Annotated in this window: 8 protein-coding genes; 3 read left to right on the top strand and 5 right to left on the bottom strand. The window is 66.3% G+C overall.

Annotated elements, in window-relative coordinates:
• Nucleotides 1–89 precede the first annotated feature (89 nt).
• A complete protein-coding gene (gene asnB / locus B9Y64_RS05145; RefSeq protein ID WP_100439734.1) occupies nucleotides 90–1,991 on the top strand; it encodes an asparagine synthase (glutamine-hydrolyzing) in 1,902 nt (633 codons plus the stop codon).
• A 1,182-nt stretch (nucleotides 1,992–3,173) separates the two neighbouring features.
• On the opposite strand, the gene B9Y64_RS05140 is transcribed toward asnB, so the two are convergent.
• Nucleotides 3,174–3,527 carry a phasin family protein gene (locus B9Y64_RS05140; protein ID WP_100439733.1) on the bottom strand — a complete coding sequence of 118 codons (354 nt, stop codon included), beginning with the start codon at nucleotides 3,525–3,527 and terminating at the stop codon, nucleotides 3,174–3,176.
• Between the two features lie 116 nt (nucleotides 3,528–3,643).
• A complete protein-coding gene (queD, locus tag B9Y64_RS05135) occupies nucleotides 3,644–4,006 on the bottom strand; it encodes a 6-carboxytetrahydropterin synthase QueD (protein ID WP_005407953.1) in 363 nt (120 codons plus the stop codon).
• Nucleotides 4,007–4,198: 192 nt separating this feature from the next.
• Here queD and B9Y64_RS05130 point away from each other — a divergent pair, with 192 nt between their 5' ends.
• Together B9Y64_RS05130 and B9Y64_RS05125 are read left to right on the top strand one after the other, a co-directional pair.
• Complete coding sequence (locus tag B9Y64_RS05130) at nucleotides 4,199–6,838, top strand: TonB-dependent receptor plug domain-containing protein (protein ID WP_100439732.1); 2,640 nt, start codon at nucleotides 4,199–4,201, stop codon at nucleotides 6,836–6,838.
• A gap of 74 nt (nucleotides 6,839–6,912) precedes the next feature.
• Nucleotides 6,913–9,507 carry a M14 family zinc carboxypeptidase gene (locus tag B9Y64_RS05125; protein WP_100439731.1) on the top strand — a complete coding sequence of 865 codons (2,595 nt, stop codon included), beginning with the start codon at nucleotides 6,913–6,915 and terminating at the stop codon, nucleotides 9,505–9,507.
• A 115-nt stretch (nucleotides 9,508–9,622) separates the two neighbouring features.
• Here B9Y64_RS05125 and B9Y64_RS05120 read toward each other — a convergent pair whose 3' ends face one another.
• The 3 genes from B9Y64_RS05120 to B9Y64_RS05110 form a co-directional block, all read right to left on the bottom strand.
• The gene (locus B9Y64_RS05120; protein WP_100439730.1) at nucleotides 9,623–10,246 is read right to left on the bottom strand and encodes an outer membrane beta-barrel protein; all 624 of its coding nucleotides are present in this window, start codon (nucleotides 10,244–10,246) and stop codon (nucleotides 9,623–9,625) included.
• A gap of 94 nt (nucleotides 10,247–10,340) precedes the next feature.
• Entirely contained in the window at nucleotides 10,341–10,964 is a 624-nt protein-coding gene (locus tag B9Y64_RS05115) for a hypothetical protein (RefSeq protein ID WP_100439906.1), read from the bottom strand.
• Between the two features lie 228 nt (nucleotides 10,965–11,192).
• Entirely contained in the window at nucleotides 11,193–12,614 is a 1,422-nt protein-coding gene (locus B9Y64_RS05110) for a DEAD/DEAH box helicase (protein ID WP_100439729.1), read from the bottom strand.
• Nucleotides 12,615–13,120: the final 506 nt, after the last annotated feature.

Below are 13,120 nucleotides of genomic sequence, written 5' to 3'. Positions count from 1 at the left end.
GTCTCCTCCGCTCCGCGTGCCGTCCTCATGTCGCCCGCCGCCCCCCGCTTGCCGAACCTGTCCTGCCGCTGCCATTGCGGAGGCTCCCGATGAGCGGCGTGGTCGGGGCCTGGCTGCCGCCCGCCGAGGACGAGCAGCTGCTGCAGCAGCTGGCACCGATGCTGCGCGCCCTGCAGCAGCGTGGGCGTGGCCGTATCGGCTACTGGACCGACGCAGAGGCCGGCCTCGCGCTGGGCCACTGCCGGGCGCCGACCGATACGCCGTTGCAGCCGCTGAGCTCGGACTGCGGTCGCTACGTGCTGTGCCTGGACGGCCGCCTGTACAACCGCGCTGACCTGCAGGCGCAGTTGCGCGATCTGCCACGCAGCTGCAGCGATGCGCGGCTGCTGCTGCATGCGATCGTCGAATGGGGCGTGCAGCGGGCGTTGTCGCGTATCGAGGGCGCCTTCGGTTTCAGCGTATGGGACCGGGAGTCGCGCGTGTTGTGGCTGGCCCGTGATCCGGTTGGCGAGCGGCCGCTGTATTACGGCTGGTACCAGGGCCAGTTCCTGTTCGCCTCCGAGTTGAAGGCGCTGCAGGCCTTCGCCGGTTTCGCGCCGAGCATCGACCAGGATGCCCTGAGCCTGCTGCTGCGTCACGACTATGTGCCGGCGCCGCACACCATTTACCGCGGCGTCCACAAACTGGTGGCGGGTGCGATGCTGCGCATCGATCTCAGCGACCATGCCGCGGGTTACTCCAGCCAGGCTGCCCAGGGGGGCACACGCTACTGGTGCGCACGCGATGCGATGCAGAGTGCATTGCAGGAGCCGCTGCAGCCGGCGCCGAGCCTGGAACAGGCCACCGACCAGCTCGAAGCGGTACTCCAGAAGGCCATCGCTTCACGCATGCACTCGCCATTGGCCTGTGGTGCGTTCCTGTCCGGCGGCACCGATTCCTCACTGGTGACGGCGATGATGCAGGCGCAATCCACCCTGCCGATCGAAGCATGGACGGTCGGCTTCGACGATCCCGGGCATGACGAGAGCGACTGGGCTTCGCAGGTCGCGCGCCATCTGGGTGTGCAACACCACCTGCATCGCATGGACGCGCGTCAGGGCCTGGACCTGCTGCAGCGCCTGCCGCAGGTCTGGTGCGAGCCCTTCGCCGACGCCTCGCAGCTGCCGACGTTGCTGGCCAGTGAACTGCTGGGGGCGCGCAAGCCGGTGGCGCTGACCGGTGACGGTGGCGATGAGCTGTTCTTCGGCCACCCCAGCTATGGCCGCGCGCTGCGCAATGCCCGCCTGTGCGGTGGCCTGCCGGACTGGGTACGCGACCTGGCGCGGCGCAGTGGCAACCGCATGAACGCTGAGCGTGGCCGCCTTGGTGGCTGGCGCGCCTTGGTGGCCGAGGTTGCTGCCAACGATGTGGAAGGTCATTACCTGCAGCGCGTGACACGCTGGCGGCAGCCGGCACAGGTGGTGCTGGGCGCGCGCGAGCCGGTGACGATCTTCCAGCAGCAGGACACGGCGCTGCCGGCCGAGGCGCGCATCCAGCTGTTGGATTTCCGCATGGACCTGGCCGAGGGCATCCTCGCCAAGGTTGATCGTGCGGGCATGGCGGCGGGCGTTGAAACCCGTGCGCCGCTGCTGGACATGGAGGTGGTGCGCCTGGCCTGGCGCCTGCCGCAGCACTTGAAGTACCACGACGGCGAGCACAAGCGGATCCTCAAGCACCTGCTGGCACGTTATCTGCCGGAGCCGCTGGTGTATCGCCCCAAGCGCGGCTTCGGCCCGCCGATGGCACGTTGGCTGGCGGGCCCGCTGCGCGACTGGGCCGAGGCGCTGCTGGACCCGCAGCTGCTGCGCAACCAGGGCTGCTTCGACGCGGCACGGGTGCGCGGCATCTGGGAGGCGTTCCTGCGCGGTGAGCGCAAATGGCACACGCATCTGTGGAACGTGCTGATGTTCCAGGCGTGGCACCAGCACTGGCACGGTAATCGCGGGCGTTGAGCCGTTTCAGCATGGCGTGCGGCGGATCCATTCTGCGTGGCGCCGGGCGGAGGCCCTTGCGTACGAATGTCCTCCGGCGCCGGCCTGTGGCCGTCACCTCCCCCTTTACTTCGTACGCAAGGGCCTCCGCCCGGCGTTCGAAATCTATCGGCGCCTCAACTGAAAGTCCGCGAAAGGCTGCCGGAAGTGCAGCGTCTTTGCTCAACGCAAGCCGAGCCTCGTCGGGGCGGGCAGGGGGTTGGGCAAAGTAAAGGAGGAGGTGACGGCCAATGGCCGGCGCCGGGGGACATTGGCCCAGGCCCCTGCCTGCCCCGGCGGGGCCCATCAGTTCGCGGCGAATCAGGACGAAGACACGCTCGTGGCGGATTCATTCTGCGTGGCGCCGTGCGGAGGCCCTTGCGTACGAATGTCCTCCGGCGCCGGCCTGTGGCCGTCACCTCCCCCTTTACTTCGTACGCAAGGGCCTCCGCCCGGCGTTCGGAGTTCGTCGGCGCCTCATTGAAGGCTGAGCGCGCGCCGCGCTGCACACCGCAAGCCGAGCCTCGCTGGGGCGGGCAGGGGTTTGGGCAAAGTAAAGGAGGAGGTGACGGCCAACGGCCGGCGCCGGGGGACATTGGCCCAGGCCCCTGCCTGCCCCGGCGGGGCCCATCAGCTCGCGGCGAATCAGGACGAAGACACGCTCGTGGCGGATTCATTCTGCGTGGCGCCGTGCGGAGGCCCTTGCGTACGAATGTCCTCCGGCGCCGGCCGTTGGCCGTCACCTCCCCCCTTTACTTCGTACGCAAGGGCCTCCGCCCGGCGTTCGGAGTTCGTCGGCGCCTCATTGAAGGCTGACCGCGCGCCGCGCTGCACACCGCAAGCCGAGCCTCGTCGGGGCGGGCAGGGGTTTGGGCAAAGTAAAGGAGGAGGTGACGGCCAATGGCCGGCGCCGGGGGACATTGGCCCAGGCCCCTGCCTGCCCCGGCGGGGCCCATCAGCTCGCGGCGAATCAGGACGAAGACACGCACGTGGCGGATTCATTCTGCGTGGCGTCGTGCGGAGGCCCATCAGTTCGCAGAGGGTCGAGACGAAGAAGTGCTCTGGATTCCGAACGTCAGGCAAAAAAAGACCCGGCAGAGGGAGGGATCTGCCGGGTCCGGATTGCATGGGGGGAGGGACCCATGCAATGAGCGTTGCGTCGCGTCAGTGGCTGTGGCCGTTCGCGTCCGCTGTTGATTCGTTGTAACCCTGCACCAGCTCGGACCACGCCTTGCTGGCCTGCAGGCCAAGCCCGACCACGTCCTGCTGGGCCTGGCCCAGCCGCTGCAGGTTGTCCTGCCACAGCTGTGCGCCCTTGTTGAGCATCCCGGCCGTGTCGTCGCTGCGGGCCAGTTCACCCAGCCAGCCGCCAGTCGCGGTCAGGTTGCGCTCCATCACCTTCAGCTGCACACCGAACATGCTTTCCGCGTTCTCCAACGCCAACCGGTTGGCGCGCGTTGCCGCGGCGGCGAGCTGGCGGGTGGCATCACTGAAGCGATCGCTGAAGGCGGCGGCCATGGGGCGTCAGGGAGTGGCTTGATGCAATGCAGCATACGCCCTTGATGCGGCAATGCAACAAAAATAACAAAGGCGCCCAAGGCGCCTTTGAAATACCTTCCGGATCAATGGGTTGATCAGGCAGTGGGGCCGCGGTAACGGCAACCCGAAGTGCAGGTTTCGTGCACGGTGATCTCGCTCAGCGCCGGCAGGCTGGGCTTGAGTTCGTTCCAGATCCACACCGCCAGGTTCTCGCTGGTCGGGTTCTCCAGGCCGGGGATGTCATTGAGGTAGTGATGGTCCAGGCGGTCGTAGATCGGCTGGAAAGCCGCTTTCACGTCGCCGAAGTCCATGATCCAGCCGGTCTGCGCACCCGGCTCGCCCTCGACCTTCAGTTCCACCCGGAACGAGTGGCCGTGCAGGCGCGCGCACTTGTGCCCCGGCGGCACGTTGGGGAGGCGGTGTGCCGCCTCGAGCATGAAGACTTTGAAGATTTCCATGGCGCGATTGTACGCCGCAGGCAGCCGGGCAGCCTGAGTGGATGTTGGCCTTTCGTGAAGAAAGTCTTTTCATCCGGATGAAGAGATGATAATTTCTCTTATATCCGTATGAAGAGATGTTATTGGCCGGACCCCGGCCAGGCATGGACTACTGCGGAACTTCGTCGTCCTTACCACCTCCCCCACATCGTCATGCCCAAGCACACCCTGCTCGTGGCGGCCCTGGCCGTCGCTCTGGCCGCGCCTTTGTCCGCCGCCGCCGAAACCTCCGCCGACGTCAGTGGCGAAGCCAGCACCCTGGCCGCCGTACGCGTCACCGGTTCCAACATCAAGCGCACCGATACCGAGGCTTCCAACCCGGTGCAGGTGATCGGCCGCCAGCAGCTGGAGCAGACCGGCAAGGCCACCGTGGCCGACGTGCTGCGATCGATCTCGGCCAACACCGGCAACGCCAACAACGAAACCACCAACAACGGCTGGGCTTCCGGTTCGGCCAGCATCGGCCTGCGTGGCCTCTCGCCGAAGAACACGCTGGTGCTGCTCAACGGCCGTCGCCTGGCCAATTACGGCTTCCCGGCCGGTGGCCTGTCCGACACGTTCGTTGATCTCAACGCGCTGCCGCTGGTCGCGGTCGAGCGCATCGAAGTGCTCAAGGACGGCGCCTCGGCGGTGTACGGCTCCGACGCGGTGGCCGGCGTGGTCAACATCATCACCCGGCAGAACTTCGAAGGCGCCGAGATCGGCGGCAGCTTCGGCGGTGCCGACCAGGGCGGCCTGCACGAGCAGAACCTGAAGTTCGTCGGCGGCCTCGGTGATCTCGACACCGACGGCTACAACATCCTCTTCAGCCTGCAGGGTTACAACCGTGAGCGCCTGGACCAGGACGAACGCAACCTGACCAAGAGCGGCATCTACACCGACCAGCCGGGTGGCCGCTGGAATGGCTGGTCGGCCAAGGGCGCGCGCTATCTGGTAAACGGTGTGTCGGTACCGATGCTCGATGCCAACGGCAACTGCCCGGCCGGCACCACCCGTGTTGCCAGCGCGCCGATCGACGGCCTGGCCGGTGATACCTGCGGCTTCAACCAGGCACCGTTCACCACCCTGATTCCCTCGACCAGGCGTTACCAGGCCTATGCCAACGGCACCTTCCGCCTGAACGACAACGTCGAGGCGTTCGGCGAAGTGCTGTACAGCCAGATCAAGAGCGCCGCGTGGTTCGGCAGCAGCCCGTTCTTCACCCTGGAGAGTGGCCGCTTCGCGCTGAACGCGAACAGCGGCCTGGCCGAGCCGGTGTCATCGCTGCTGCCGGCCAACAATCCCTACAACCCCTACGGCCGTGCGATCCCGATCGAATACACCTTCTTCGACCTCGGTGGCACCATCAAAACCAACCGCTCCACGGCCTATCGCGGCGTGTTCGGGCTGCGTGGCACCACCGCCAACTGGGACTGGGAAGTGGCCGCGTTCGGCGCGCGCAGCCGCGAGCGCGAGAGTGTGTCCGGCGGCTTCGCCAACCGCTGGGCGCTGGCCAACGCGCTGGCAACGGGCAGCTACAACCTGCTCGACCCGGCGGCCACGCCGCAGTCGGTGCGCGACTCGATCAACATTGCCACGCTGCGCCCGGCCGAATCCAAGCTGCAGGGCATCGATGCGAAGATCTCCGGCAGCCTGGGCCACACCTGGGCCGGCGAGATCGGCTTCGCCGCCGGTGCCGAGTGGCGCCGCGAGAAGCTCGATTCCAGCAACCCGTGGCAGATCGATGCCGGCCTGCAGGTGCGCCCGGCCATCGCCGAAGTGCATGGCCAGCGCCAGGTCAGTGCCGCCTACGCCGAAGTGAACGTGCCGCTGGCCTCCACCCTGGAGCTGTCCGCCGCCGCGCGTGCCGACCACTACGATGATTTCGGCGATGCGTTCTCGCCGAAGATCGGCCTGCGCTGGCAGCCGCTGGATATCCTGCTGGTGCGCGCATCCGCCTCGAAGGGCTTCCGTGCGCCGTCGCTGTCGGAAAACTCCAACAGCACCAGCATCGCCTACGGCAGCGTGGTCGATCCGCGTGATCCGGACGTGCCGGGCTCGCGCCAGAACCCGACTTTCTTCACCGTCGGCAACAACGAACTGAAGCCCGAGCGCACCAAGAGCGTGAACTTCGGCGTGGTGCTGTCGCCGTGGGCCAACACCAACCTGAGCGTGGACTATTACCGCATCCAGCTGGACAACCTGGTCGGCACCAACAACACCCAGACCCTGGTCAACGACAACGTGGCCGGTGCCGTGCAGCGCGACGAGCGCGGCAAGCTGCAGGCGGTCTACAACCGCTACCAGAACCTGAGCGAGCTGAAGACCTCGGGCATCGATGTCGAGCTGCGCCAGCGCATCCCGACCGCAGCACTCGGCGACTTCACCGTGTCCTCCGCCTACACCCACGTACGCGACTATCGTCGCCCGACCGTGGTCGGCGGCCCACTGGTCGACTATGCCGGCAGCAACCTGGGCGCGACCCTGCCCAAGGACAAGGCCACCACCACGCTGGACTGGAAGTACGGCGACTTCAACGCAGCGCTGACCTGGTACTACACCAGTGGCTACCGCCAGGAAGCCAGCACCGCGGCCAAGGCCGTGCAGCAGCGCGTCGGCAGCTACAGCCAGTACGACCTGTACCTGGCCTACACCGGCATCGACAAGCTGACCGTGTACGCCAAGGTGCAGAACCTGGCCGACAAGACACCGCCGTATGACGCCTCGTTCCCGGGCATCCGTGCGCCGTACGACTTCAGCCAGTACGACCTGCGCGGTCGCTACTTCACGCTGGGTTTCGATTACCGCTTCTGATCCATCCGCCGCGGCCGGTCACCTGAAGGGACCGGCCGCGCGACCGCCTGCCGTTGTGTTCCAGGGGAGTCACCGTGTCCTTGCATCGTCGTGCTGTTCTTCCGTTGCTGCTTGCCGCCGCCACCGCACTGTCCTCGCCGCAGCCGGCGCAGGCGCAGAGCGCGTACTTCTTCCCGCAGGCTACCGATGCAACCGCATTCGATGCGGCCGTGCCGACGCCGGAGCAGTTCCTCGGCTATCCGATCGGCAGCCGTTACACCCGGCATGACCAGCTGGTGGCGTACTTCCAGGAACTGGCGAAGCACTCGGACAAGATCCGGGTACAGCAGATTGGCCGCAGCTATGAAGGACGCCCGCTGCTGATCGCCACCGTCACTGCCGCCAGCAATCACGCGCGGCTGGAGCAGATCCGCCAGCAGCACGCGACCCTGGTCGATCCGGCCCAGCCACGCAGTGCAGCGGGCGACAGCCCGGTGGTGGTGTGGCTGGGCTACAGCGTGCATGGCAACGAGACCTCCAGTGCTGAAGCGGCGATGCTGACGGCCTACTACCTGGTGGCCAGCCGCAGCGCTGAAACCCAGCAGTGGCTGCAGCAGGCGGTGGTGCTGTTCGACCCGGCACAGAATCCGGACGGCCGTGATCGCGCGGCCAACTGGCACAACGCCTGGGCCTCCGACCCAGCCTCGGCGGACCCGGCCGACAAGGAGCATGTCGAACCGTTCCCGCAGGGCCGCACCAACCACTACTTCACCGATCTCAACCGCGACTGGCTTGCCCTGACCCAGCAGGACTCGCGGCCGAAGGTGGAGGTGTTTCACCAGTGGTACCCGAACGTGCAGATCGACTTCCACGAAATGGGCAAGGACAGCACCTACTACTTCGAGCCTTCGCCGAAGAGCATGCATAGTCCGCTGATTCCGGCGGCGTCGTACGAGTTCAACAAGACCCTGGCCAAGTACCACGCGCAGGCATTGGATGCGCTGGGCTCGCTGTACTACACCGGCGAAAACTTCGACAACTTCTCGCCGGTGTACGGCTCTACCTATCCGGACTTCCATGGTGCTGTCGGCGTTACCGTCGAGCAGGCCAGCTCGCGTGGCCGCGTGCAGGAATCGGTGAATGGCCTGCTGACCTTCCCGTTCACCATCCGCAACCAGGTCGCGACAGGCCTGGGCACGGTGCGTGGTGCGGTGACCGAGCGCAGTGGCCTGTTCGACCTGCAGAAGCAGTTCTTCCAGAGCGCGCTGAAGCAGGCCGCACAGCAGCCGGTGAAGAGCTTCGTGTTCGGTGATGCGCATGACCCGGCACTGACTCGTCGCCTGCTGGAACTGTTGCTGCTGCATCGCATCGAGGTGCGTGTGCTGGATCGTGCAGTCACTGTCGATGGGCAGCATTTCGATGCCGGTAGCGCCTATGTGGTGCCGGTGCAGCAGGCACAGTTCCGCCTAGTGCATTCGATCTTTGCCGAGACGCCGCCGATCAAGGGCGACGTGTTCTATGGCAGCACCAGCTATGCGATCGCGCCGGCCTATGGCGTGGCCTTCGCAGGCAGCCGCAGCCGCATCGAAGGTGGCGCACGCGTGACCGCGCCGCCGGCAGGGCAGGGCGCGGTACTGGGCGGCCAGGCCGGATTCGCGTACGCGATCGACTGGCGCGACTACAACGCCGGGCGCGCGCTGGCCGCGCTGCAGGGCAAGGGCGTGAGTGCACGTGCGGCATTCCAGCCGTTCACCACCGCCACCGCGCAGGGCGACGTCAGCTTCGCCGCCGGCAGCCTGGTCATTCCGGTCGCCGGGCAGCCGCTGCAGGGCGCGGCGCTGCTTGAGACAGTGGCATCCGCCGCGCGCGAGGCAGGCGTGCAGGTGCACGTACTGTCCAGCGGCCGCAGCCGCGAAGGCATCGACCTCGGTAGTGATGGTGTCAAAGCACTACGAAAGCCGGTGGTTGCACTGGTGATGGGCGAGGGCGTGGCTGCCACCGAGATCGGTTCGGCCTGGTTCCTGCTCGACCAGCAGCTGCACTTGCCTGCCAGCAAGCTGGACCCACAGCAGCTGGGCAAGGTGCCGCTGGACCGCTACACCACGATCGTGCTGTCCGGTGGTAGCTACACCGGCATCGATACCACGGCGGTGGCCGCACTGAAGCGCTGGGTACAGGCCGGTGGTTCGCTGGTGACCTATGGCAGTGCCTCGAAGTGGGCGATCGAACAGAAGCTGGCCGACGGCGAGAAGCTCGGCAAGGAAGAGGACGCCGCTGACGAAAGCCGCCGCGCGTTCGGCGACCAGCGCGACATCGCCGCAATCGAACGGGTCAGCGGCAACATCCTCAGCGCCGACGTGGATACCAGCCACCCGCTGGCGTTCGGCGTGCCGCGCCGGCAGCTGGCGATCAACAAGGAAAACACGGTGACGCTGCAGCCGAGCACGAACCCGTTCTCGACAGTGGTACGCATCGACACGCCACCACGGGTGAATGGTTACCTGTCCGAGCGCAACCGCGCGCGGGTGGCAGGCAGTGCCTGGTTGCTGGTGTCGGCGCAGGGGCAGGGCAACGTGGTGCTGTTCGCCGATGATCCGGCGCACCGCAAGTACTGGCACGGGACCGATCGACTGCTGATCAATGCGATCTTCTTCGGGAATCTGGTGAATCCGGCGAAAGCGCGGGGTTGAGGCTGTACGTATCGGCTGATGCACGAGTACGGTAGTGCCGGCCGCTGGCCGGCAACAAAAAGGGACGGCGCGTCAGCGCCGTCCCTCGATAGCCCCCGCGCAGCGGGAACAGCGATCAGAAGCTTGCGCGTACGCCCGCTCTGTATTCGGTCGTGTCCTTGTCGAGTTGGCCTTCCACTACAACCCCCCAGGTATCGGTGATGTTCAGCTGTCCGCCCACCACGCCGTACCAGCGGGCATCCTGTCCGTCGCCGCCATTGGCGTAGCCGCCTTTCAGCCAGCCTTCGGCGTGCTCGGTGAACCTGCCGCGCACACCCACCATGCCCACCACCTCGTTGAATCGAGAGGTCTGGCGGAAGCGTGCATCGCCGAGTTGGCGGTCCGACTTGGCCGAACGGTGGTTCCAGGCGAACTCGCTGGTGAAGTCCAGACGGTCGCTGATCGGTGCGTGGTATCCCAGGCCCAGGTACGGAACGTCGAGAGTGGTCTTTACCCGCGCAGCGCCCCCATGGTCGCTTGCGCTGACGCGCGATGCGCCTGCGATCACATGGAACTGCGGAGCAATTGCGAGCGAACCGCGTACATAGCCGCCATCTGCGGTGAAGTCAGCGGTACCGCCGGCATCAAGCTTCAGCCGGTTCCAGCCACCTTCCACATAGGTGTAGCTGAGCTCGTCGCTGGCCAACGCCTGCAGCGGCATTGCCAGCAACAGGCAGGTTGCCAGGAGCATCTTGCGCATCGTTCAAGTCCTTGTATGAGGCGGGAGCGCGGCGGGCTGCCGGTCCGTGCCGCAGCGCCGGGCCGTGCAGTCAGCGGATGAACGCAGGCTTCGATCAGAAGCTTGCGCGAACGCCCACGCGGTACTCGGCGAAGTCGTCGTAGAACTGGCCTTCGGCAACCACACCCCAGGTACGGTTGAAGCTGATCTGGCCGCCAACGGTACCTGTCCAGGTGCCGTCGAAGTTGTTGTTGCCGTCGATGTAGCCTGCCTTGATCCACGCTTCGGTGTTTGCCGAGGGCTTGCCGCGAAGGCCGACATTGCCGACGGCGGTATTGACGGACGTCCTGCTCGTGTAGGTCATTCCATCGGAGTGGACTTTGTCCTTGCCGCTGCGGCGGTTCCATGCGAGATCGGCGGTGAAGTCCAGCCGATCGCTGATCGGCATGTGGTAGCCAATGCCCAGGTGGGGTTGGTCGAACGTGGTCTTGACGCTGGAGTATGCGTAGCGGGTGGTATCGGTCACACGCGACCAGCCGCCGAACACGTTGACCTGTTCAGCGATGGCGAAGGAGCCACGTACATAGCCGCCATCGGCCTTGGGATCGTTGAGGGCATTGGAACTGATCTGCAGCTGGTTCCAGCCCCCTTCCACGTAGGTGTAGCTCATGCCGTCGCTGGCCATGGCAGTCAGTGGAGCGCTGAGCAGCATCGTGGAGGCCAGGAGAATCTTGCGCATCATGCGTGTCCTTTTCATGTAGCGATCCAGGCCGGGGCGTGCCGTGACGTGGCCCGGCTGCGACGTCATGTCGCGGGCCGAGTCTAGCCAAATTTCACGCGTTGTAGACCCTGCCCCCAGCCGCGGTGACGACGGGTATCGAGCCATTCAGGAAGTGCCGGACGCCTTGCGCGCAAAAAAAAGGGCGCAGCTTTCGCTGCGCCCCTTCGTGCATTGCAGGTCGGGTGATCAGCCGGCGCGACCGCCGCCGTTGCCACCCTGGCCGCGGCCACGGCCGCCACCATTGCCGCCACCGCCACGACGCTGGCCCTGACCGGCGCCTGCACCGGCACGCTGCTGGCCATTGCCAGCGCCTTCGCGACGGCCACCACCGGCCTTCTTCGGGCCGGCATGCGCATGGCGCGGCGCATCACCGTGCGGACGGCGTGCGTGGCTCTTGCGTGGTGCGCGCTCGCCGGTATCGTGCTCGGCCTTGCCCGGTGCACTGTTGCCCCAGCGGATCGGCGTCTGCAGCTCGAAGCCCGGCACGTCGCGGATATCCATGTCGCGGCCCAGCAGGCGGGTGATCGCACGCAGCAGCTTCACTTCGTCCTGCGCCACCAGCGAAATCGCCTGGCCGGTCGCACCGTTACGGCCGGTACGGCCGATGCGGTGCACGTAGTCCTCGGCCACCATCGGCAGGTCGAAGTTGATCACCTTCGGCAGCTCGTTGATGTCGATGCCGCGCGCGGCGATGTCGGTGGCCACCAGCACGGTCACGCGGCCGGCCTTGAAGTCACCCAGTGCACGCAGGCGCTGGCCCTGGCTCTTGTTGCCGTGGATCGCCGCAGTCTTGATGCCGGACTTTTCCAGGAATGTGGCCAGCTTGTCACTGCCGTGCTTGGTGCGGGCGAAGACCAGGGTCTGCTCGCGGCTGTCCTGCGCCAGCAGGTGCAGCAGCAGGTCACGCTTGCGGCTGCCATCGACCGGGTGCACACGGTGGGTGATGGTCTCGGCCACGGTGTTCTTCGGCGTCACCTGGATCTGTTCCGGGTTGCGCATGAACTCCAGCGCCAGCTGGCGGATGTTGTCCTCGAAGGTGGCCGAGAACAGCAGGGTCTGGCGGTTCTGCTTCGGCAGCTTGGCCAGGATGCGCTTGATCGACGGCAGGAAGCCCATGTCGAGCATGCGGTCGGCTTCGTCCAGGATCAGCACTTCGATGCCGGACAGGTCGACGCTGCGACGCTCGAGGTGGTCGATCAGGCGGCCCGGGCAGGCCACCAGCAGGTCCACGCCACGGCGCAGGATGTCCAGCTGGTTGCCCATGCCGACGCCGCCGTAGATGCAGGCGCTGGGGATGCGCAGGTACTTGCTGTAGCCACGCAGGCTGTCATGCACCTGGGTGGCCAGCTCGCGGGTCGGGGCCAGGATCAGCGCACGCGGCTTGCGCGGACCGGCGCGCACTTCCTGCGAGGCGGTGCCCAGGTGCTGCAGCAGCGGCAGGCCGAACGCGGCGGTCTTGCCGGTACCGGTCTGTGCGCCGGCCAGCAGGTCGCGACCGGCCAGCGCCAGCGGGATCGCCTGCTGCTGGATCGGGGTCGGGTTTTCGTAGCCCTGCTCGGCGAGCGCGCGCAGCAGGAAGGGCGCCAGGCCCAGCGATTCAAAAGACATTGAGATTGCTCCAAGTACAAGAAACGCCTGTCCGAACGGACAGACGGGGGCAGATCAAACTGATCGGCTGACTCGGAGCGTTCCCGTGAACCGCGCTGCGAGAATTGGGTGCAGCCGGCACGAAGCGCAGGCTGGAATGCGTGACGAACGGCGTCGGAGTGGGGGCGGGCGAAGAGGGCGGACCCTGATCGCCGGCGATCCCGGAGGGAAACGGACGGCCGCTGCAGACCCGCATAGTCTACCTTATGGTTGAGACCCGCGCAAAACGACCTGTTCAGGTAAAAGCGCCCTCACCCCTGGGGGCTTGGCCGCGGCATTCATGCCGCGGACACTCCCGCCACCGGACCCACCCCGCCTTCGACAGTCCTCCGCGATCTGTCGGAAATGCTCTTGGGGTCAGATCCGTTTTCCGCAGGAAAACGGATCTGACCCCAGAATCTCATTCGATATCTGACAGATTTCATCCACGCATGGCGTGGATCTACTAGCTGCCCGCCATCCCACGG

It is taken from the genome of Stenotrophomonas maltophilia (assembly GCF_002799245.1).
In the GTDB taxonomy this organism is placed as follows: domain Bacteria; phylum Pseudomonadota; class Gammaproteobacteria; order Xanthomonadales; family Xanthomonadaceae; genus Stenotrophomonas; species Stenotrophomonas maltophilia_S.
This window is presented reverse-complemented; position numbering and strand designations above follow the sequence as displayed.

Excerpts from the sequence above, each read along its gene's own strand:
- asnB (WP_100439734.1), top strand. The coding sequence starts at position 90 with ATGAGCGGCGTGGTCGGGGCCTGGCTGCCGCCCGCCGAGGACGAGCAG.
- B9Y64_RS05140 (WP_100439733.1), bottom strand. The coding sequence starts at position 3,527 with ATGGCCGCCGCCTTCAGCGATCGCTTCAGTGATGCCACCCGCCAGCTC.
- queD (WP_005407953.1), bottom strand. The coding sequence starts at position 4,006 with ATGGAAATCTTCAAAGTCTTCATGCTCGAGGCGGCACACCGCCTCCCC.
- B9Y64_RS05130 (WP_100439732.1), top strand. The coding sequence starts at position 4,199 with ATGCCCAAGCACACCCTGCTCGTGGCGGCCCTGGCCGTCGCTCTGGCC.
- B9Y64_RS05120 (WP_100439730.1), bottom strand. The coding sequence starts at position 10,246 with ATGCGCAAGATGCTCCTGGCAACCTGCCTGTTGCTGGCAATGCCGCTG.
- B9Y64_RS05115 (WP_100439906.1), bottom strand. The coding sequence starts at position 10,964 with ATGCGCAAGATTCTCCTGGCCTCCACGATGCTGCTCAGCGCTCCACTG.
- B9Y64_RS05110 (WP_100439729.1), bottom strand. The coding sequence starts at position 12,614 with ATGTCTTTTGAATCGCTGGGCCTGGCGCCCTTCCTGCTGCGCGCGCTC.